Raw genomic sequence first — 18773 nt, 5'->3', positions numbered from 1 at the left:
ATGCCGTCAGACAACCAGCGTCTCGCCCTCCTGCCCGTCGGCCGTACGGGACGGCGCGACCGCCCCTCCCTGCTGCTCACCGGCGGTTCCGGAGTGCTCGGACGTGCCCTGATCGACGAGCTGTCACCCGACTTCGACCTGTTGTGCCTCCGTCGCAACACACCGTTGCGCGATCCGCGGGTGCGCGAGCTCCAGGGCGACCTGGTCGCTCCCCGACTCGGCCTGGGCCCTCTGGCCTGGCACGAACTGGCCCTTGAGGTGGACGTGGTGCTGCACTCCGCCGCCGAGACCAACTGGCGTACTCCGCCACAGGACATCACGCGCACCAACCTGCGCGGTGCCGACACCATGCTCGACCTGGCGGCCCGGGCCGACGCCCCGCTGTACCTGGTGAGTACCGCGTTCGTTGCCAACACCCCCACCGAGGAGGACCGCCGGCGCTTCCCGGGTGCCGCCGCCTACCTCGACTCCAAGGCCAGAGCCGAACAGATGACACGCGAGGCGGGCGTGCCCGGCGCCATCGTCCGGCCCTCGGTCGTCATGGGCGACTCCGTCAGCGGGCGGATCGCCGGTCAGCAGGGGCTGACCAAGACGATCGGCTCGATGCTCCTGGGGCAGGCCCCGGTGCTGCCCGGAGCCCCCGAGGTCCGGATCGACATGGTGCCCCAGGACTATGTCTCGCGGGCCATCGGCGACCTGGTCCGGGGCGGTGTGGCCGACGGCGAGTACTGGCTGACGGCCGGCAAGGAGGCCATCGACCTGCGGGAGTTCGCCGACGTCTGCGCGGACGTCGCCGTACGCCACGGCCTTCCCCGGCCCCAGCGGCCCCGGCTCATCCCCGTCGAGGCCGTGCACCGGCTGCTCCTGCCCATGCTGGAGGGCACTTCGCTGCCCGCGCCCCTGAGGCGGCGGCTGGAGTACTACGCGGAACTGCTGCTGGTGTTCCAGCGGGAGCTGCCGTTCGACACGTCCCTCGGCGAACCCGACTGCGGCACCCGCCTGACCCGGACCGACATCAGGGCCGCGCTGGTACGCAACGCGGAGAGCTGGGCCGAAGACAGGGCCGGCCTGCTCACCCGGAACCGGACCGCCGCGGCGGCTCCGATGGAGGTGGCGTCATGACCGTGTCGCCCCCGTCCACCGGTACCACCAGGCCGTCCTCCGGGGCCTCCGCGTCGTCCTCCGGGGCTGCCGGGTCCGCCTCCGGGGCTGCCGGACCGCGCTCCGAGACCCCCACGCCGTCCGCCGGGTCCCGCGCCCCGGCTTCCGAGTCCTCCACCCCGCGCGCCGGGGCCGCCGCGCCGACCGACCGGCCCGGCATCGTGGACCTCTACCTCAAGCACATCGGCTCCGGCCGTGCCGTGATGGGCCGTGTCATGGGCGGCATGGCCGAGGTCCGCTCCGAAGGGGGCTGGATCCACACCGACGACGGCCGCCGCTTCCTGGACTTCGGCGGCTACGGCGTCTTCATCATGGGCCACCGCCACCCTGCCGTCGTCGAAGCGGTGCACCGGCAGATCGACACCCACCCGCTGGCCAGCCGCGTCCTCCTCGAACCCGTCGCCGCCCTGGCCGCCCAGGCCCTGGCCGCCCACACCCCGCCCGGCCTCGACTACGTCCACTTCGTCAACTCCGGCGCCGAGGCCACCGAAGCGGCCCTGAAACTGGCCCGCGCCCACGGACTCACCTCGGTGATCACCACCCGCAGCGGCTTCCACGGCAAGACCCTCGGCGCGCTGAGCGTCACCGCCAACGCCACGTACCAGACGCCCTTCCAGCCCCTGCTCCCGGACGTCACCCAGGTCGCCTACGACGACCCGGCCGACCTCGAACAGGCGCTGGCCGCCCACCGCGACCGGGCCTGCGTCATCGTCGAACCCGTCCAGGGCGAGGGCGGCGTACGCATCCCCCGCGACGGCTACCTCAGCCAGGTGCGGGCGCTGTGCCGGGCGTACGGCGCGCTGCTCGTCGTCGACGAGATCCAGACCGGCATGGGACGGCTGGGCACCTGGTGGGGCGTCGACGCCGAGGACGTGCGTCCGGACGTGCTGCTCGTCGGCAAGGGACTCAGCGGCGGTGTCGTACCGGTCGCCGCGATGGTCGCCACCGCGGAGGCCTACGCCCCCTTCAGCCGCGACCCCTACCTGCACACCTCCACCTTCGGCGCCTCGCCGATCGCCTGCGCCGCCGCCCTCGCCACCGTACGGGCGATGGAGGAGGAGGACACCGTGGTCCGGGCCGCCGCGCTCGGCCCGCGCATCCTCACCGCCGTACAGGCCGTGTGCGCGCCGTACGAGGGCGGACTGGTCCGCGAAGTGCGCGGCCGGGGTCTGCTGATCGGTATCGAGTTCGCGGAAGAACAGGCGGTCGGCGAACTCCTGCTGGAACTGATCTCCCGCGGTGTGCTCGTCAACAACTCCCTCAACTCCACCCGGGTGCTGCGGCTGACCCCGCCGGCCGTGGTCGAGGACTCCGCGCTCGACCTGTTCCTCACCACCCTCGGCGCGGCCCTGCGCAGCACGGCCGACCGTATGACCAGCTGACACCAGCTCCGGACACCAGCGTCCGGAAACCCTCCGGGAAGGAACCGAACGACCCATGCGCCACGTGGTCCTGCACGCCCTCGCCGACGGACTGGCACCCGCCGACGTCTACGCCCGCATCAGCGACTTCCGCCGCTATCCCGAGTACAGCGACACCTTCCGCGAGGTGAACGTCGAGCCTTCGCAGCCCGACGGCTCCACGGTCTCTGACTGGACCGTCGAGTTCCGGGGCGGCCTGATGCGGTGGCGGGAACGCGACACCTACTCGCCCGAGACGTACTCCCTCGCCTTCGAACAGGTCAGCGGCGACTTCCAGGCCTTCGAGGGGAGCTGGCGCTGCGAAGCGAGGGACGGCGGCACGCTCGTCGTCTACACCGCGGCCTTCGACCTCGGCATCCCGTCCATGGCCGAGATCCTCGACCCGGTGGCCGAGTCGACCCTGCGGACCAACATCGCCCGCGTGCTGCGGGGCCTTGCGGGCGCGGAGGTGATCGATGAGCGCGCGGCTGCAGCTGGTGACTGACCGGGCGGCCGTCGCGGGCGCCCCGCTCCCGGCCGCCGATCCGCCGCACGAGGAGCCGCTGCACGAGGAACCGGGGCCGGGCGCCGCCCGCTGTCTCGGCCTGTACGCCAAGCTGGCCGCCGGCGTGACCGTCGTGACCGCCCGCGGCGAGGACGGGCCGCTGGGCATGACGGTGTCCGCCGTCACCTCGCTCTCCGCCCGCCCGCCGCTGCTGCTCGCCTGTCTGCGCGACGGCTCCCGCACCCTCGCCGCCGTCCGCGGCCGGCGGGCCTTCGCCGTGCACCTGCTGCGCGAGGAACAGCGGGAGCTCGCGGGCCGGTTCGCGTCCCCGGCGACGACCGCGGCCGAGCGGTTCGCCGGGACGGACACCCGGCAGGTGCTGGGCGTCCCCGTGCTGGCCGACGCGCTCGCCTGGTCGGTGTGCCTGACCGAGGACGTACGCCGCTACGGCGACCACCACCTCGTCGTCGGCCGGGTCGCCGCCGTGCACGTGGGCGGCGGACGCCCGCTGCTGTGGCACGACCGCCGGTTCGGGGCGCTGACCGAGCCGGTGCCGGACGCCGCCGGATGACCAGGCCAGCGGCCGGGACGCCGTACTGGGACCCCGCGGAACTGCCGACGCAGCCCCAGCTGCACGGCGTGGTCACCGCCGACGTGGCCGTCGTCGGGGCCGGCTTGGCCGGGTTGTCCTGCGCCTACCACCTGGCGGAACGCGCCCCCGGGCTCGACATCGCGGTGGTGGACGCCGAGCACCCGGCCGCCGGCGCCAGCGGCCGGGGCACCGGTCTGCTGGGGCCCCGGGCCGGTCCCGCGGTCGACCGCGCGGTGCGCCGCTTCGGCCCGCAGACGGCGCGCAGGATGCACCGGGCCAGCGAGCGGGCGGTGCGGGACGTCCTCGACCTGTGCTCCCGGCTCGACGTGCCCTGCGGGCTGCGGCTCGGCGAGCAACTGGTGGCCACGCGGTCGTCCGCGGGCCTGGTGGCACTCGCCCGCCAGGCCCGCGCCTGCCGCGAACTCGGTCTGGACATCCCCGTCCTCACCCCGGCCGGCATCCGCGACCGGGTCGGCGTGCCCTACCGGGCGGCGCTCCTGCACCGCCCCGCCGCGACCCTCGACCCGGCCGCCCTGACCTGCGCCCTCGCCCGTGCCTGTGCCGACAAGGGCGTGCGGTTCTACGGCCGCAGCCCGCTGCTGGCCCTCCGCCCCGGCGACCTGGTCGGCCCCGAGCTGGTCCTCCCGCACGGCAGGCTCTACGCCGGTCAGGCGGTGCTGGCCGTCAACTCCGCCGCGCAGGCACTGGACCTGCCGGTCGGCACCGTCCTGCCGCTCGAGGTGTACGCCGTCGCCACCGAACCGCTGAGCGCCCCGGCCTACGAGGCCCTGGGCGGGCGCGCCGGACACTCCGTCGTCGACGCCGTCCCGATGGCGCCGTATTTCCGGCTGCTCCCGGACCGGGGCCTGGTGGCGGGCGGCGGTACCGCCACGGTCCCGGCGGGTATGGGCGCTCCCCGTCTTCAGGCCGTCAGGGAGCGTGCCTGGGCCCGGCTGGAGAGGTGGCTGCGGTCCCTGCATCCGGACCTCGCCCGGGTACGGGTCACCCACCGCTGGTCCGGCCGCATCGGCATGACGGGCGACGACCTGCCGGTGGTGGGGCCGGTGCCGGGCTTCGACGACGTCTGGTACATCGGCGGCTGCTGCGGGCACGGACTCGCCCTGTCCGTGGCGCACGGCGCGCACGTGGCCGCGGCCCTGCTGGGTGAGCCGGAACCCGGCGAACCGCTCCCGTGGCACCGCTCCCGTGCGCCGCGCCTGCCCGCACGCGGACCCGTGCGGCCCCTGCTGCGGGCGTACGTGGACGTGACGGGTCGAATCGCGCGGCATGCATGCTGACGGCGGGCGCGGCCCGCATCCGTACCCCAGCTCCGCAGAACGCGGACTCCAGCCCCGCAGACCGCAGCCCCGCAGCCCCTCAGAACCCGACCAGGAGGTTCCACCATGCGACCCGACTTCGGTACGGACGGCCGCCTGCCGCCGTCCCTGTCCATGGGAACCGTAGATGTCGCCTTCCACCTGGCGACGGGCGGCAGCCCCGTTCCGCTCGCGTTGACGTTCGGGTTCGAGGGTCGTGCCCCCACCCTGGACTCCGTACGCGCGCGGGTCGCCGAACGCGCCCACCGCGTCCCGACGTTGCGCTACCGCATCGCGCGGGACCGCAGGAGATTCCGGCGAGTGGACCGGATCGCCGTGGACCGGCATGTCCACGAGGCGTGGCTGCCCGAGGACACCGACGGGTCGGCGACCAGCCGCCTGATGCTGTCCCGGCCGATGAGCACGGACGACGGGCCGCCGTGGGACGTGTGGCTGGTCCACGGCCCGGCGGACCGCCACACCCTGGTCTACCGAACCGACCACACCTTCCAGGACGGCATGGGCGCCGCCTACACCGCCCGCGCCCTCCTCGGAGACCACCCCGAGGGCGCACCGGCTCCACAGCGTCCCGCCCGGCCCACCGCACAGGGCCTCGCGGACGCCATGGGCGAGGTGGTGGCCGCCTTCCGCGCTCCCACCCCGAAACCCGCGTTCGACGGAGAATCCACGGGCCGCGTCGACGTCTGCCACGCCGACACCCCGCTGGCCCGGCTGCGCGCCATCGCCCGCGCCCACGGCGGCACGGTCACGGACGTCTATCTCGCGGCCCTGTCCCACGCCGTCCGCACCTGGTACCTGAAGGACACCGGCTCGGCCCATCCGCCGCTGCCCGTGTCGATCCCGATGTCGGTCCGGGCCCCGGGGGAGGAGTACGCCCCGGGCAACCGCATGGTCACCGCCCGGCTCCTGCTGCCCTGCGACGAGGAGTCGCCCCAGCGGGCCCTGGCCCGGGTCGTCGCCCGCACGGGCCGGCTGCGGGAGAGCCGGCGGCGCGACGCCATGCGCCTGCTGCTGTCCGCCGCCCCGCGGACGCTCGGCGCCACCGTCGGTACCCGCCTGGTCCGCGGGTCGTTCGTGGCCGGCCCGGTGAGCAGCGTGAACTTCGGTACGGCCCTGGTCCATCAGGGGGTCGCGGCCCGTCGCGCCGCCGCCTTCGCCGGTGTCGCGTCGGGCATCCGGTGTGTGACGACGCTGACGAGCCAGCACGACACCGCGTGCCTGACCGTCGTTCACGACGAGGCCCTGGCGACCGCGGACGAACTCCCCGACCTGTGGCTCGCGGCGCTGCTTGAGCTGGAGCGGCCGTAGCCACAGCACCGCGTGCGGGCCCCGGACGCACCGTCCGGGGCCCGCACGTGGTGCCGTGTCAGGGAGTGCCGCGCAGCGTCCCGGTGGTGAGGAAGACGCTCTCTGCGGCGGCCGTGCCGATCAGCGGCAGATACGGGGAGAGGCGCTCGACCGCGTACGGCAGCGTGTACAGGTCGGCGGCGGCCGCGTCCCAGCCGTGCTCCGCCCACCAGCGCCCCGGATCGGCGATCTGCCAGTTCCAGGCCAGTCCGATCGTCGCCAGGGCGTCCATGAAGGGCGCGACGAGCGGGGAGGACGTCGTCGCGGAGTTCACGCACTCGGCCGCGAACATGCTGCCGGGCGCGGAGAGTTCGGTCATCGCTGCGACGACGGCCTTCACCTCCGGGGGCCGAAGGAAGTACAGGGGTGCCTCCCAGAGCCATGCGGTGGGCCTGCCGGGATCGAATCCCACCGCCCTGAGTTCCTCACTCCAGGATGCCGTGCCGTCGGCTTCGACGACGGTGCGGCGTCCGCAGGAGAGCCGGCTCAAGTCCAGTACCCGTTCCTTGAAGGCATGTACGGCCGCGTCCTCCACCTCGAAGACGTGCACCCCGGTCGGCCAGTCGAGCCGGAAGGCACGGGTGTCGAGTCCGGCGCCGAGCAGCACCACCTGGCGGCAGCCCGAACGGGCCGCGGTGAGAAGGTAGTCGTCGAAGAAGCGGGTGCGTACCACCTGGTAGTCGGGCAGCATGCGCTGCATCGGTCCGTCACCGGGCGGGCCCCCGTCGAACCCGGCCGCGTGGAGGAAGTCGGCGGCCCACGGGTCGCGGACGACAGGCGCGGGCCGGGAGCTCTCCGCCGCGTGTGCGGCGGCCGTCCAGAGCGCCGCGCGGGAAATGCCGTGCGGGGTCGCGGCGGCCGGCGCGAACGGTGACTGCGGACGTGTGGATTCCGGCATGGATCTCCTTGAAATGGGGCGGGTGGCTGCGCGGACCCGGATCATCCGGAGCGGCGACGGCCCAGCAGGAAGGCCGCGGCGCCCAGCGCGAGCAGGCTTTTGGAGGGGCGGGTGGGCCGCTGGCCGCCCATCGCGGCGGGGGTGCGCGGCTCGTGGATGTTCAGTGCGAACTGACGGTTGGCCACGTCGGAGAGGACGCCCCGGACCTGTTCGGGACTGGTGACGGCGGCCAGCAGAAGCTCCATGGAGTTCCGGGCGAACTGGTTGCGGCCGAGGAAATCGCGGCCCAGTGCGAAAAGGATCTTCGGCACCTCCGCCTGGAACACCTCGGGCAGTGTGATCTCGGGAGCCAGGCACCGCACCGAACCGTCGAGGTTCGCGAAGGACTTGCCCAGCAGGGAGACGGCCGGCGGCGAACCGATCCCGCGCTTGGTCGCCTTGGCCAGCACGGTGGTGAGCGCGACGCCGAAGTTCATGTCCTCCAGTGAGAGATGGGAGACCGTGGGCACGAACGCGGCCATGTCGGCGGCGAAGGCGGGCATGTTGGCCCATGGCGTCAGCCGGCCCATCTCCGCCCAGTGCTGCGCCAGTCCGGCCCCGTCGTTCTGTGCCATGGCCATGAACAGCGGCAGCAGCTGAAGACTGGTCCTGCGGTCCAGGCGGCCGACCATGCCCCAGTCGATCAGCGTCGCGGGTCCGCCGGGAGCGGCGAAGACGTTGCCGGCGTGCGGGTCGGCGTGGAAGAAGCGATGGACGAAGTACCCGTGGTACATGAACCGCAGCAGGTCCTTGCCGATCTCCACGCGTTCGTCGTCCGTGAAGTGGGCGCGGTCGACGTGCCGCACCGACTTCCCGTCGGCCAGCGACTGGACCAGGACCCGGGGGCTGGCGTGCAGGACCCGGGGCACCTCCAGGGAGCGGAACGGGCGGACGTGGTCACGGGCCTCGTCCATGTTGCGGGCCTCGCCGGTGAAGTCCAGCTCCGGCTCCATGGCGTCGAAGACCGAGCCGAGCATCGCCTCGATGTCGATGACCTCGTTGAACCGGGGAGCCACACGGGCCACGATCTTCGACGCCCGGCGCATCAGGGCCATGTCCGCGAGCACGCCCTCGCGGATGCCGGGCCGCTGGATCTTCACCACGGCCGCGCGCCCGCCGGGCAGCGTCACGCGGTAGACCTGGGCGAGGGACGCCGCCCCCAGCGGGGCGACGGTCTCGATGTCGTCGAAGCGCAGCTTCCAGTTCGGCCCGAGGTCCCGGGCCAGTACCGGCTCGAACTCCGAGAACGGCTGGACGTCGACCTCGTCGTGCAGGTTCTGCAGTTCGTCCCGGATGGACTGGGGGACCATGTCGGGCCGGGTGGAGAGGACCTGGCCGAGCTTCACATAGAAGGGGCCGAGGCTCTCCAGGGCGTGCCGTACCGCCTTGGCGCGGCGCTGCTCCGCCCCGGCGGTGGCCTCGGCCGCGGACCCGGCGGAGACATCGGTGTCCTCCGCCGGGGACCGCGTGTCCCGCTTCGTACCCCTCCGCAGCCGGGTCGCCCGTCCCACCTCGTCGGCCACGAGGCTGCCCAGGACCCTGACCACGAGACGCAGCCGATCGCCGACGACAGACGTCATCCTGTGTGATCCTCCTCAGATCGGGACCGGGGTACGGAGCGGCGGTCGGCGTACACCACGGAGACGGCCGGACGGGACGGTGGCACGGCCGGTCAGCGCGAGGTCGAGGACTGTCCGCCCTCGGACGGCTTTCCGCCCTGCCCCTGCTGACCGGTCAGACCCTGCAGGGCCGCCAGCCCCTGCTGACCTGCCTGGGCCGGCAGGTTGGTCAGGTTCTGCAGGCCCTGGACCGCCTCCAGGAGCTTGGGGAGCACCTGGGTGAGCTGGGCGAGCTGGGACGGGAGGGCCATCAGGTCGCCCGCCCCGCTCGCCGCGTGTCCGAGGCCTCCGGCCAGCTGACCGAGCCCGCCGAGCGCACCGGCCGCGCCGCCGACCGCGGCGAGCGGATTGGCCGCCCCGCCCAGCGCGGCCAGGGGGTTGCCGGCCCCGCCCAGCGCGGCCGCGAGCGGGTTGCCGCCGCCCGCGGCACCGGTGAGCGCGGCCAGGGGGTTCTGTGCTGTGAGGCCGGCGAGCGGGTTGCCGGCCGCGCCGACCCCGCCGAGGGCGGCCAGCGGATTGGTGACACCCGCGAGCGCGGTCGCCGGGTTGACGGCCCCGGCCAGTGCGGCGAGGGCGTTCGGGGGCAGCCCGGCCAGTGTGTCGACGGCGTTGCCGGAGCCGCGCGACGATCCTGAGCCGCGCGACGATCCTGAGTCGTCGTCCCGGTTCAGGAGGTCGTCGAAGGCATCCTTCCAGCTGTCGGTCATATCACCGACCAAATCCTTGAAGATGTCCTGGACGTTCTTGCTGTTGCCCATGAGTGGGGTCCCTTTCCGTTTCTCTGCGATGGGAGAGGTGCGGTTTTCGGGTGTTATCGGGCGCAGCCTTCCAAGGCTTTCGCGCAGACGTTCTTCAATCGTGCGCGGCCCCTGGTGAAGGCGGCTTCGGCCGCCTTGACGGAGATGTTGTGTATGCGGGCGAATTCCGCAGTGGAAATACCCTTGGCGCGGGCGAGTATGACCTCTTGCTCCCGCCCCCGCAGGTGTTGCACTTGGCCCAGAAGCCATCTGCCGAAGTCCTCGTCGCAGACGTCCTCCTCGGTCGTGCCCGGGGTTTCCGCGAGCGCCGCACGCTGGAGAAGTCTGCTGCGACGGTCCATGTCGCGGTAGAAGTCGATGCAGAGGCGAAGCGCCACGGACGTCAGAAAGGCACCGAGTCGATTCCTGTCCAACGCGGCGTGGGCGGCTGCCCGGGCCATGGTTTCCTGAACGCAGTCCTCGGCGTCCTGAAAACTTGGTAGTCTTCGCCGAACCAGCCGCATGAGGCGGTCCTGATGCTGGAAGATCTCTTCCCAGGAGCATTCAGCGGGCGATTGGCAGGTGGAATGTCGCACCATCGTGGATTGCAGCCCGTTGTCTCTCGGATTGAGCAGGGAGAACCACGGCCGACTTTCCATTTGTCGGCCATGTGGTTTTCCTACCCGAGGCCCTGGAGCGGCAAACCGGAATATGTTCCTCCGCCGGTCGGCAGGAATGTTTTTTCGCGCTCATTTCCGAGGAGCGGGCCGCCGCGTCCAGTCGCGGTTCCAGTTGAGCCACATGTCCCGTACGGTCTGGTGCACTTGGGAGCCGCCGGCGCGCAGCTCGGTGGTGAACGCCTGGACCGCTTCCCTGCCCACCAGCCGCGCCCCGCCGGTGAAGTAGGAGCCCCGGACGTGCCGCGGTGAGCGGTACTTGCCCCACAGCAGGATCTTCATCAGCGGCCAGAGGGTGAACACCCCGGACGGACAGCGGTCGTCGGGGTCCAGGGTCCCCCACACCGCCGGGACGAGGCCGCTCTCGCCCAGCACCTCGTAGATGCGCGCGATCGCCTGCTCCTTCGTCAACTCGCCCGCGCGGTAGGCGAGTACGGCGTCCCGTGCCTGGTCGAACATCCGCTCCACCCAGGGATTGTCCATACCCTGGAGACCTCGGTACGGCGGCAGCTCCAGCGTGTCGAAACAGGCCGGGTCGTGCGTCTTCTCGAACGTCACGGCGGTCTGGTTCTGCGCGTTCGTGCCGTACAGCGTGGTGATGGTCCACACGCGGTTCCAGGCGTTCCACAGGTCGAAGTCGTCGAACGCGATGTAGCTGCAGGACACCAGGTCGTCGTAGAACCGGAACATGCGCTTGGTCCAGTGGTCCAGGTACGCGAACCGGGAGGTGTCGAAGTCGTCCTGGCGCACCGCGTCGATGAGCCGGTGACCCAGCGCGTTCAGCGCCATCACGGTGACGGCGAGACCGCTGGAGAAGAGCGGGTCGATGAAGTCACTGGCGTGCGGCAGCAGGCACCACCGGTCGCCGACCACCTTCTGCGACGCGAACTGGGTGCGGTCGGTGGACACGTACGGCCGGACCGCCCGCGCCCCCTCGAACTGCCGGGCCACACTGGGGAACCGGCGCACGTACCGCCAGAACTCCTCCTCCGCCGAGATGTCCTCCGGCCGGGGGTGCTGGTCGAGATCGAGGTTGAGGCCGACGCTGCACAACTGGCTCGTGCCGGCCGTCTGGTTGTCGAACGGGATGACCCAGAACCAGCCGCCCGGGAACATGTGGTGGAGCGTTCCCTGACTGAACGGACTGGGCATGCCGTGCTGTTCACGCGAAGGCGCCACGGCGTCGAAGGGGCGCACGTCCACCATGTGCGTGAAGATCGTGCGCGACCGTGTGCGGTAGGGCGGTTCCTGCCGCAGCCCGAGGCGCTCGGGCAGAACCGCCCGCATGCCGCCGGCGTCGACCACGTACGAGGCCCGGAAGGTGCCCCGGTCCCGGGTGACGAGAGTCGCGCCGTCCTCCTCGAACTTCACGTCGTCGACCATGGTGTGGGTGTACGCGGTCACGCCGTAGGACACGGCGACGTGGAACATGTACGCGTCCACGTCCTGCCGGAAGTAGTGCGAGTCGGGACCGAGCGGAGGTCCCCAGGTGGGGTACTGGGTGCACTCGTCGGGCCGGGTGGGCTCACCTTCCCGGTGGTAGATGAAGCTGAAGTTTCGCTTGACCCCGCTGTTCGACGACACGTGGCGGCGCAGTGCCGCGTTGGTCGCCAGGTGCTCGAGCTCCGGGACGTCGTAGCGGCGGGCCAGGACCCGGAGCCCGAACGTGGTCTCGGGGACGGTGGACTCTCCGATGGCGAACCGGGGGTGGCCGCTGCCTTCGAGCAGCAGCACGCGCACGCCGTGACGTGCGAGTACGGTCCCCAGCATCGTCCCGCCGATGCCGCCTCCGACGATGGCGACATCGAAAACACGCTGGTCTTCTTGCATGTCTGCGGTTCCTTTCGCGACGGGAAGAGCGAGTCGCCGGGCTCCCCGGTCACCGGTGGGTGACCGGGGAGCCCGGCAACACCCGGCGCAGCCCGCAGGCCACCAACCGGGCGGAGAAGGACACGGCGAACCAGGGGGTGGGCGCCAGCCCGGCCAACAGGCGCCGGTCACCAGGCACTTTCCGCTCGCCGCGCCCGGTGACGTCCAGCCACACGCCGAAGTGCAGCAGTCGCGCCTCGGGCCCGGCGTCGCGAGCGGGGAACGGCCGCATGTGCTCGCGCACCGCACGCGTGAGGGTCGTGCGCCGCCCCATGCCCACCTGGTTCCGGGCCAGGAAGTGGTCGAGCAACTGGGCGGAACGGTACGGGAATCCACCGCGACCGAGCGGACTGCGCCCTACCAGCCCGGCGTCGTGGAACGCCGCGGCGGCCAGCAGGCCGACCCGGTCGTAGGCGGTCCCGTGGGTCCGCGCACAGGCGTCGGCCAGCAGGAACGTCCGCAGGGAGTGCACGGCGACGTGGGGTGGCAGGAGCCGGCACATCTCCGTCAGCGCGGCGCCCGCGAGAGGGTGCCCGAGCAGCTCCGCGAGGGCCGGGCGGCCGAGCAGAGGCTGCCATGCCTCGGGCAACGCCTTCGGTGGAACGGAGCGTGAATTCGCCCCGCCCCCAACGGGATCGGGGACCTCCGGCATCTCAGGCCCTGCGGCCATGGCTCAACCCCCCTTGCCTCGGCACTCATTGGCTGTGTCCTTCTCATCTGTCTTTACGCTCGGGCCGCCCCCCGCCCCCCGACCCCCGTTTCGCAACACTCCGTCCGCGTAAGCGCGTTGGCGTGCAACCAACGGCGCGCGAAACCGGCAACGCGCTCCGGGCGTACGTTCCGGCCGTCCATTCGGAGCCGTGGTCTGTTCGAATGAATGAGCCCTACTCACCCGTGGTAGTGGTGCGGGAGCGGGTGACGGCCGGGAGGATGCGCCCTGTGCTCCCACTGGTGGAAGATTTCTGTAGTAGACCTCGTGAGGTGCGGGGAGTGTTCAGGGCAGGACCGAATCTCGCCTGTGCTGAAATGCGGTGTTGGTATGGCCAGTTTTCCGATCAGCGACGATTTGCGACTTCCGGCGGAAATCGATGCGTCGGCTCTGCCGGATGTTCCCGAAGGGCCGCCTGAGAGAATTCTGCTGACGGGAGCCACGGGATTCCTCGGCGGTTTCCTGCTCGCCGACCTGCTGGAGGCCACCGACGCTCGAATCCATTGCCTGGTGAGAGCGGAGTGGGCGGCTCAGGCCCGGGAGCGGATCGCCGGTCAGTTGCGCGCCCGGGATGTGCCGGAGCACCACATGTCCCGGGTCGACGTCGTGGTCGGCAGCCTGGCGAAGCCGCGGTTCGGCCTGACCGACGAGGAGTTCTCCGACCTCTCGCGCGGCATCGACGTCATTTACCACTGCGGTGCCTGGGTCAATCTTCTGGCGAGTTACCCGATCCTACGCGGCTGCAATGTGTCGGGAACCCAGGAAATCCTGAGACTGGCGACCCGGACCCGCCGAATTCCCGTGCATTACATTTCGACGATGGGGGTGATCCCGGCGGCCCGAGAGGCCGGGACCGGCGTCTCCGGTTACTGCGCCACCAAATGGGTCGCCGAGCAGTTGGTCGCGCAGGCCGCGGACCGCGGATCACCCACGATGGTGCACCGGCCCGGTGTCATCCTGGCGGACTCGCGCACCGGCCTGGTGGGGAAGTCGGACTGGTTCGTCCACCTGACGACGGCGAGCATCCGCGCCGGCTGTGCCCCCGACCACCCCGGTCTCCTGCCGGTGGGCACGGTCGACTTCACCAGCCGCGCCATCGTCGACCTGTCCCTGAGCCGACGTGCCCGAGGACAGGTGTTCCACGTGATCGATCCCGAACCGCTGCCCTTCCGGTCGTACTTCCAGGGCTTCGCGGACGCGGGTGTCGACCTTCCGCTCGTTCCGTTCGACACCTGGCTGGAGCGGCTTCGCGACCTGGGCGACGAGGTCCCCCGCAGCACCCTGCGGCTGGCCGGCGAGACCCTCCGGCAGATGATCCCGGCCCCGGGGCAGGACACCGCCGGCCCCACCGCGGCGTCCGGGCACCGCGCCCCGCCCGTGCTCGACTCCGACTACTTCCGCAGGGTGCTCGCCTTCCTGAGCCGCGACGTCGTGCTGCCCGCCCAGTGACCCACGCGCGGTCCTCCCCTCCCCTCCCGTCCCTCACCGCACCCGCATCTCATCAGCTGGAGTTTCCGCATGTCCCCTTTCACCCTGGAAGACCTGACCGCGATGGTGGCCGAGATCGCCGGCGCCGAAGCGGCCCGGGCGATCTCGGAGCAGCCGGCCGACGCACCCTTCACGTCGTTGGGGTTCGACTCGATGGCCGTCATCGAACTGGCCGAGCGGATCCAGGAGCGCTGCGGCGTTCCCATCCCGGACGAGGCGGTGCACGACCTGCGCACCGTCCGGCGGACCCTCGACTACGTGAACGGCCAGGCAGCCGTCGCCGCGGCGGACGGAGCCCACTGATGGCCCGGGGCGCGGGACGGCTGACCGGCATCGGAACCTACCGCCCCGGTGGCCTGCTCACCAGCGCCGAACTCGACACCAGGTTCGGCCACGAGGAAGGCTGGATCCAGCAGATCACCGGAATCCGGACCAGGCTGAAGGCCGACCCCGACGACACCTTCGTCGAGATGGCCGCGCAGGCGGCGGACAAGGCCCTGGCCCACGCGGGAGTGCCGGCCGAGGACCTGGACTGTGTCGTGTTCTCCTCCGCCAGCAGCGTGGGCCAGGCATCGTGCCGGGCGGCGAGTCTCACCCACCGCATCGGAGCCGGCCGGGCCGGCGGGTTCGACGTCAACGGCGGGTGCGCCGGGTTCAGTTACGGGCTGACCCTGGCCTCCGGACTCATCGCCGCACAACAGGCGCGTCAGATCCTGGTCGTCGCCGCCGAGCGGCTGAGCGACATCACCGACCCCGACGACTGCGGGACCGTCATGCTCTTCGGCGATGCCGCCGGGGCCGCGGTGGTCAGCGCCGCGGAGCACGCCGGGATCGGACCGACGGTGTGGGGAACCCACGGCCCCGGTGAACCCTGGATGACCAGCGCCCCGCCCAAACCCGATGCCGCCCGCCCGTACATGCACATGGACGGCACCCGGGTGGTCCGCTGGTTCGGTTCGCACATGCCGCAAGTGGCCCGGGACGCACTCGACGCGGCCGGGCTCACCTGGGACGACATCGGCGCCTTCGTGCCGCACCAGTGCAACGGGCGGCTGATCGACGCGATGGTGCGCCGACTGCGCCCGCCCGCGCACGTGGCGATCGCCCGCAGCATCGTCACCGACGGCAACACCAGTTCGGCGTCCATCCCGCTGGCCCTGGAGTCGCTGCTCGCCTCGGCCACCGTACGGCCCGGCGACAAGGCGCTGCTCCTGGGCTTCGGCGCCGGGCTGACCTGGTGCGCCCAGGTGGTCGAACTTCCGTAAGGAGCACCTCATGAACGTCACGTCCGCGTCCCCCGCGGTCGACCTCGGGCCCGCCGGCGCACCCGAAGCCGGTGTCGTGGCCCGTCCCCTGTCGCGTCTGTCCGACGCCGATCTCGACACCCTGCTGATGATCCGCCACTTCGAACTGGCCGTCCTTGAGCTGTTCTCCCAGGGCCGGCTGCACGGCACCACGCACACCTGCCTCGGCCAGGAGTACATCCCCGTCGCGCTCTACCCGCTGCTGGACGAGGGCGACTACGTCTTCAGCAACCACCGCGGGCACGGCCACTACCTGGCCCGCTTCCACGACCCGCACGGTCTGCTCGCGGAGATCATGGGGCGGGCCGGTGCCGTCTGCCACGGCGTGGGCGGCAGCCAGCACATCTACCGCGACCGCTACCTGTCGACCGGCGTACAGGGCCAGAGCCTGCCCGTCGCCGTGGGAGTCGGCCTGCACCTGAAGCGGGCCGAGCCGGGCCGGATCGCGGTGGTCCACATCGGCGACGGCACCTGGGGCGAGGGCGCCGTGTACGAGGCGCTCAACATGGCGCAGCTGTGGCAGGTCCCGGTGCTCGTCGTGGTGGAGCACAACGGGATCGCCCAGTCGACACCGACCGAGCGGCAGATGTCCGGCACCGTCGCGACCCGGGCGGCGGCCTTCGGCGTCGGCCACCTGCGGATCGACTCCGTGGACGTGACCGACGTACGCGCCGCCCTCGCCCCCGTGGTCGAACAGGTCCGCGACCGGCACCTGCCGTACGTGGTCGAGTGCGTCACCCACCGCGTGGGCCCGCACAGCAAGGGGGACGACACCCGCGCGGCCGAGGTCCGTGAGCGAGCGGCCCGGCACGACTGGTACCGCCGCTACCGACAGGACCATCCCGCACAGTTCGCCGCCGCCGACCAGGCACGGGCAGCGGCCGTCGCCGCCGTCGTACGAGAGGTCGGCGCGCGTCCGGCGTCCCGATGGGAGGCCCGATGACCAGGCGCCAGCGCGTGGCCGAGAACCTCAACAGCGCACTGCACCACCTCCTCGGCGCCCACTCCGGCACCTATCTGATCGGCGAGGACGTCGCCGACCCCTACGGTGGGGCGTTCAAGGTGACCCGGGGGCTCTCCGACCGTTTCCCGGACCGGGTGCTCTCCTCACCGCTGAGCGAAGGCGGCATCGCCGGCGTGGGCGCGGGCCTGGCCCTGGCCGGCAACCGGTCCGTGGTCGAGATGATGTTCTCGGACTTCGCCGCGCTGGCCTTCGACCCGCTGCTGAACTTCGCCGCCAAGTCCGTGTCGATGTACGGCCGCAGGGTCCCGATGAGCATGGTCGTCCGCTGCCCCACCGGCGGCAACCGGGGGTACGGCCCGACGCACAGCCAGAGCCTGCAGAAGCACTTCCTCGGCATTCCCTCGCTGCACCTGCGGGAAGTCTCCCCGTTCCACGACAACCGGCGCGTACTGACCGCGATGCTCGACCGCGAGGAGCCCGGTGTGCTCTTCGAGGACAAGGTGCTCTACACCCGCTCCATGTACCAGGCCGGGGTCGTGGACGACCTCTTCCGCTACGAGGTGCTGGCCGATCCCAGCGAGACCGCCCGGGTGTTCGCGCCGGACTGCGGGCCCCCCGACTGGATCGTCCTGGCCCCGGGCGGGCTCACCGAACGGGCCGTCACCGCCCTGCGCACCCTGCTCCTCGAAGAGGAGATCACGTGCGAACTGCTGGTGCCCTCCCAGCTCTACCCCTTCGACAGCAAGGCGCTGCTCCCGGTGCTGTCCCGTGCCGACCGCATCTGTGTCATGGAGGACTCCACGGCCGACGGAACCTGGGGCGAGCTGCTCGCACAGCAACTCCACGAGCAGCTGTGGAGCCGACTGGCCCGCCCGGTACTGCCGTTGAGTGCCGAGCTGAGCATCGTGCCGACCGCGGCGCACCTGGAGCACGACGTGCTGCTCCAGTCGTCCACCATCCACCGCGCGATCATGGAGGCGACGAAGTGATCGGCATCGAGCTGCCCACGCTCAACACGAACGACTCCAGCTACACCCTGGTCGAGTGGCTCGTCCCCGACGGCAGCAGCATCGAGGGCGAGGCACCGCTGGCGGTCGTGGAGACCTCCAAGGCCAGTGAGGAGATCGAGAGCACCGGCCCCGGAATCCTGCACGTCCTCGTCGGCGGCGGCCAGGACTGCCGGCCGGGGCAGACCATCGCCTACCTCTTCGAGTCGGCCGACGAGCGCGACTCCTACCGGGCGTCGGCCGCCACCCCGGCGGCGACATCCGCACCCCCCGGGGCGGAGCTGAGCATCACCAACGCGGCCCGTGAGCTCGCCGACCGCCACGGCGTCTCCGAGGCCGAGCTGCGCGGTCTCGGACGCACGGTCGTCCGTACGGCCGACGTCGAGGCCCTGGTGCGGCGGGCCGCGTCCGCGCCCGCCTCCGCCGAGCGTCAACTGTCCAAGCGGCAGCGGACGGTGGGGGCGGTGGTGACCGAGTCGATGCGGACCGTTCCGGCCGCGGCCGCCTACGCCAAGGTCGACGTCGGACAGGCGGAGGAACTGGCCCGGCAGCTGTCCGAGCGCACCGGCAGTTTCGTCTCCCTGCCCGTCCTGCTGATCAAGGCGGTGGCGCGCCGGCACGCGGCACATCCCCTGATGTTCGCCGCGCTCACCGACGACGGCGCGGTGCGCGAGAGCGAACGGGCCCATGTGGGCGTCACCATGGACGCGGGCCGAGGTCTGTACACCCCGGTGGTGCACGACGCCGCCGAGCTGAGCGGCGACCGGATCGCCGACCTGCTGACCGGCTTCCGGAGCAAGGCGTTCCGGGGCACCTTCCAGGCCGCCGAACTCGCCGGGGCCACCATCATGGTCGCCCCGCACACCACCGAGGGCATGGTCCTGGCCACGCCCATCGTCTTCCCCGGCCAGACCTGCGTGATCTCCGTCGGCGCCGTCGACGACCAGGTGCTCCTGGACGCGCAGGGCACCCCTCGCACCCACCGGTTCGTCCACCTCGGCCTGGTCTACGACCACCGGGTGGTCAACGGCAGGGACGCGATGGCCCTGCTCAAGGACGTCAAGGACGAGCTGGAGGCACCGGCCGCGCTCGGCTGACCGCCGACCCGCCACCACGGAAC

General features: G+C 71.8%; 18 protein-coding genes. 12 read left to right on the top strand and 6 right to left on the bottom strand.

The window, feature by feature from the left end; translation table 11 throughout:
- From ACZ7MF_RS21420 to ACZ7MF_RS21395, 6 genes are all read left to right on the top strand, one after another.
- Positions 1 to 1122, top strand: a complete 1122-nt coding sequence (locus ACZ7MF_RS21420; RefSeq protein ID WP_471478597.1) for an SDR family oxidoreductase — start codon at positions 1 to 3, stop codon at positions 1120 to 1122.
- Positions 1119 to 2543: an aspartate aminotransferase family protein gene (locus ACZ7MF_RS21415; RefSeq protein ID WP_471478596.1), complete on the top strand. Its 1425-nt coding sequence runs from the start codon at positions 1119 to 1121 to the stop codon at positions 2541 to 2543. The genes ACZ7MF_RS21420 and ACZ7MF_RS21415 overlap by 4 nt, the downstream gene beginning before the upstream one ends.
- 55 nt (positions 2544 to 2598) lie before the next feature.
- The gene (locus ACZ7MF_RS21410) at positions 2599 to 3066 is read left to right on the top strand and encodes an aromatase/cyclase (RefSeq protein ID WP_471478594.1); all 468 of its coding nucleotides are present in this window, start codon (positions 2599 to 2601) and stop codon (positions 3064 to 3066) included.
- Complete coding sequence (locus ACZ7MF_RS21405) at positions 3038 to 3637, top strand: flavin reductase family protein (protein WP_471478591.1); 600 nt, start codon at positions 3038 to 3040, stop codon at positions 3635 to 3637. Before ACZ7MF_RS21410 ends, ACZ7MF_RS21405 begins: the two co-directional genes overlap by 29 nt.
- Positions 3634 to 4956, top strand: a complete 1323-nt coding sequence (locus tag ACZ7MF_RS21400; protein WP_471478589.1) for an NAD(P)/FAD-dependent oxidoreductase — start codon at positions 3634 to 3636, stop codon at positions 4954 to 4956. Before ACZ7MF_RS21405 ends, ACZ7MF_RS21400 begins: the two co-directional genes overlap by 4 nt.
- Before the next feature lie 105 nt (positions 4957 to 5061).
- The gene (locus ACZ7MF_RS21395; protein WP_471478587.1) at positions 5062 to 6303 is read left to right on the top strand and encodes a wax ester/triacylglycerol synthase domain-containing protein; all 1242 of its coding nucleotides are present in this window, start codon (positions 5062 to 5064) and stop codon (positions 6301 to 6303) included.
- A gap of 58 nt (positions 6304 to 6361) precedes the next feature.
- On the opposite strand, the gene ACZ7MF_RS21390 is transcribed toward ACZ7MF_RS21395, so the two are convergent.
- The 6 genes from ACZ7MF_RS21390 to ACZ7MF_RS21365 all read right to left on the bottom strand — a co-directional run bounded on the left by ACZ7MF_RS21390 (position 6362) and on the right by ACZ7MF_RS21365 (position 12770).
- The gene (locus tag ACZ7MF_RS21390; RefSeq protein ID WP_471478584.1) at positions 6362 to 7240 is read right to left on the bottom strand and encodes an SAM-dependent methyltransferase; all 879 of its coding nucleotides are present in this window, start codon (positions 7238 to 7240) and stop codon (positions 6362 to 6364) included.
- A 41-nt stretch (positions 7241 to 7281) separates the two neighbouring features.
- The gene (locus ACZ7MF_RS21385; RefSeq protein ID WP_471478581.1) at positions 7282 to 8859 is read right to left on the bottom strand and encodes an ABC1 kinase family protein; all 1578 of its coding nucleotides are present in this window, start codon (positions 8857 to 8859) and stop codon (positions 7282 to 7284) included.
- A 92-nt stretch (positions 8860 to 8951) separates the two neighbouring features.
- Positions 8952 to 9656 carry a hypothetical protein gene (locus ACZ7MF_RS21380; RefSeq protein WP_471478579.1) on the bottom strand — a complete coding sequence of 235 codons (705 nt, stop codon included), beginning with the start codon at positions 9654 to 9656 and terminating at the stop codon, positions 8952 to 8954.
- Positions 9657 to 9709: 53 nt separating this feature from the next.
- Complete coding sequence (locus ACZ7MF_RS21375; RefSeq protein WP_471478577.1) at positions 9710 to 10294, bottom strand: RNA polymerase sigma factor; 585 nt, start codon at positions 10292 to 10294, stop codon at positions 9710 to 9712.
- Positions 10295 to 10384: 90 nt separating this feature from the next.
- On the bottom strand, positions 10385 to 12142 hold the full coding sequence (locus ACZ7MF_RS21370) for an NAD(P)/FAD-dependent oxidoreductase (protein ID WP_471478575.1): 1758 nt from the start codon (positions 12140 to 12142) through the stop codon (positions 10385 to 10387).
- A 49-nt stretch (positions 12143 to 12191) separates the two neighbouring features.
- Complete coding sequence (locus ACZ7MF_RS21365; protein WP_471478573.1) at positions 12192 to 12770, bottom strand: HD domain-containing protein; 579 nt, start codon at positions 12768 to 12770, stop codon at positions 12192 to 12194.
- A 387-nt stretch (positions 12771 to 13157) separates the two neighbouring features.
- On the opposite strand from ACZ7MF_RS21365, the gene ACZ7MF_RS21360 reads away from it, so the two are divergent.
- The 6 genes from ACZ7MF_RS21360 to ACZ7MF_RS21335 all read left to right on the top strand — a co-directional run bounded on the left by ACZ7MF_RS21360 (position 13158) and on the right by ACZ7MF_RS21335 (position 18750).
- Positions 13158 to 14339, top strand: a complete 1182-nt coding sequence (locus tag ACZ7MF_RS21360) for a thioester reductase domain-containing protein (RefSeq protein ID WP_471478570.1) — start codon at positions 13158 to 13160, stop codon at positions 14337 to 14339.
- A 69-nt stretch (positions 14340 to 14408) separates the two neighbouring features.
- A complete protein-coding gene (locus tag ACZ7MF_RS21355) occupies positions 14409 to 14681 on the top strand; it encodes an acyl carrier protein (RefSeq protein ID WP_471478566.1) in 273 nt (90 codons plus the stop codon).
- A complete protein-coding gene (locus ACZ7MF_RS21350) occupies positions 14681 to 15643 on the top strand; it encodes a ketoacyl-ACP synthase III (RefSeq protein WP_471478563.1) in 963 nt (320 codons plus the stop codon). Before ACZ7MF_RS21355 ends, ACZ7MF_RS21350 begins: the two co-directional genes overlap by 1 nt.
- Before the next feature lie 10 nt (positions 15644 to 15653).
- Complete coding sequence (locus ACZ7MF_RS21345) at positions 15654 to 16625, top strand: thiamine pyrophosphate-dependent dehydrogenase E1 component subunit alpha (protein ID WP_471478560.1); 972 nt, start codon at positions 15654 to 15656, stop codon at positions 16623 to 16625.
- Positions 16622 to 17635, top strand: coding sequence for an alpha-ketoacid dehydrogenase subunit beta (locus ACZ7MF_RS21340; RefSeq protein WP_471478557.1), 1014 nt, complete (start codon positions 16622 to 16624; stop codon positions 17633 to 17635). The genes ACZ7MF_RS21345 and ACZ7MF_RS21340 overlap by 4 nt, the downstream gene beginning before the upstream one ends.
- Positions 17632 to 18750, top strand: a complete 1119-nt coding sequence (locus tag ACZ7MF_RS21335) for a 2-oxo acid dehydrogenase subunit E2 (protein WP_471478553.1) — start codon at positions 17632 to 17634, stop codon at positions 18748 to 18750. Before ACZ7MF_RS21340 ends, ACZ7MF_RS21335 begins: the two co-directional genes overlap by 4 nt.
- The last annotated feature ends 23 nt before the right edge of the window (positions 18751 to 18773 follow it).

Source organism: Streptomyces sp. NPDC111628 (genome assembly GCF_055635195.1).
Note: the sequence above shows the minus strand (reverse complement) of the source record. Positions and strands in the feature narration are given on the sequence as shown.

What these genes read in the sequence shown, in the direction of transcription:
- ACZ7MF_RS21355 (WP_471478566.1), top strand. Translation starts at nt 14,409, where the DNA reads ATGTCCCCTTTCACCCTGGAAGACCTGACCGCGATGGTGGCCGAGATC.
- ACZ7MF_RS21370 (WP_471478575.1), bottom strand. Translation starts at nt 12,142, where the DNA reads ATGCAAGAAGACCAGCGTGTTTTCGATGTCGCCATCGTCGGAGGCGGC.
- ACZ7MF_RS21375 (WP_471478577.1), bottom strand. Translation starts at nt 10,294, where the DNA reads ATGGAAAGTCGGCCGTGGTTCTCCCTGCTCAATCCGAGAGACAACGGG.
- ACZ7MF_RS21350 (WP_471478563.1), top strand. Translation starts at nt 14,681, where the DNA reads ATGGCCCGGGGCGCGGGACGGCTGACCGGCATCGGAACCTACCGCCCC.
- ACZ7MF_RS21410 (WP_471478594.1), top strand. Translation starts at nt 2,599, where the DNA reads ATGCGCCACGTGGTCCTGCACGCCCTCGCCGACGGACTGGCACCCGCC.
- ACZ7MF_RS21415 (WP_471478596.1), top strand. Translation starts at nt 1,119, where the DNA reads ATGACCGTGTCGCCCCCGTCCACCGGTACCACCAGGCCGTCCTCCGGG.
- ACZ7MF_RS21400 (WP_471478589.1), top strand. Translation starts at nt 3,634, where the DNA reads ATGACCAGGCCAGCGGCCGGGACGCCGTACTGGGACCCCGCGGAACTG.
- ACZ7MF_RS21345 (WP_471478560.1), top strand. Translation starts at nt 15,654, where the DNA reads ATGAACGTCACGTCCGCGTCCCCCGCGGTCGACCTCGGGCCCGCCGGC.
- ACZ7MF_RS21395 (WP_471478587.1), top strand. Translation starts at nt 5,062, where the DNA reads ATGCGACCCGACTTCGGTACGGACGGCCGCCTGCCGCCGTCCCTGTCC.
- ACZ7MF_RS21340 (WP_471478557.1), top strand. Translation starts at nt 16,622, where the DNA reads ATGACCAGGCGCCAGCGCGTGGCCGAGAACCTCAACAGCGCACTGCAC.
- ACZ7MF_RS21380 (WP_471478579.1), bottom strand. Translation starts at nt 9,656, where the DNA reads ATGGGCAACAGCAAGAACGTCCAGGACATCTTCAAGGATTTGGTCGGT.
- ACZ7MF_RS21420 (WP_471478597.1), top strand. Translation starts at nt 1, where the DNA reads ATGCCGTCAGACAACCAGCGTCTCGCCCTCCTGCCCGTCGGCCGTACG.
- ACZ7MF_RS21385 (WP_471478581.1), bottom strand. Translation starts at nt 8,859, where the DNA reads ATGACGTCTGTCGTCGGCGATCGGCTGCGTCTCGTGGTCAGGGTCCTG.
- ACZ7MF_RS21390 (WP_471478584.1), bottom strand. Translation starts at nt 7,240, where the DNA reads ATGCCGGAATCCACACGTCCGCAGTCACCGTTCGCGCCGGCCGCCGCG.
- ACZ7MF_RS21405 (WP_471478591.1), top strand. Translation starts at nt 3,038, where the DNA reads ATGAGCGCGCGGCTGCAGCTGGTGACTGACCGGGCGGCCGTCGCGGGC.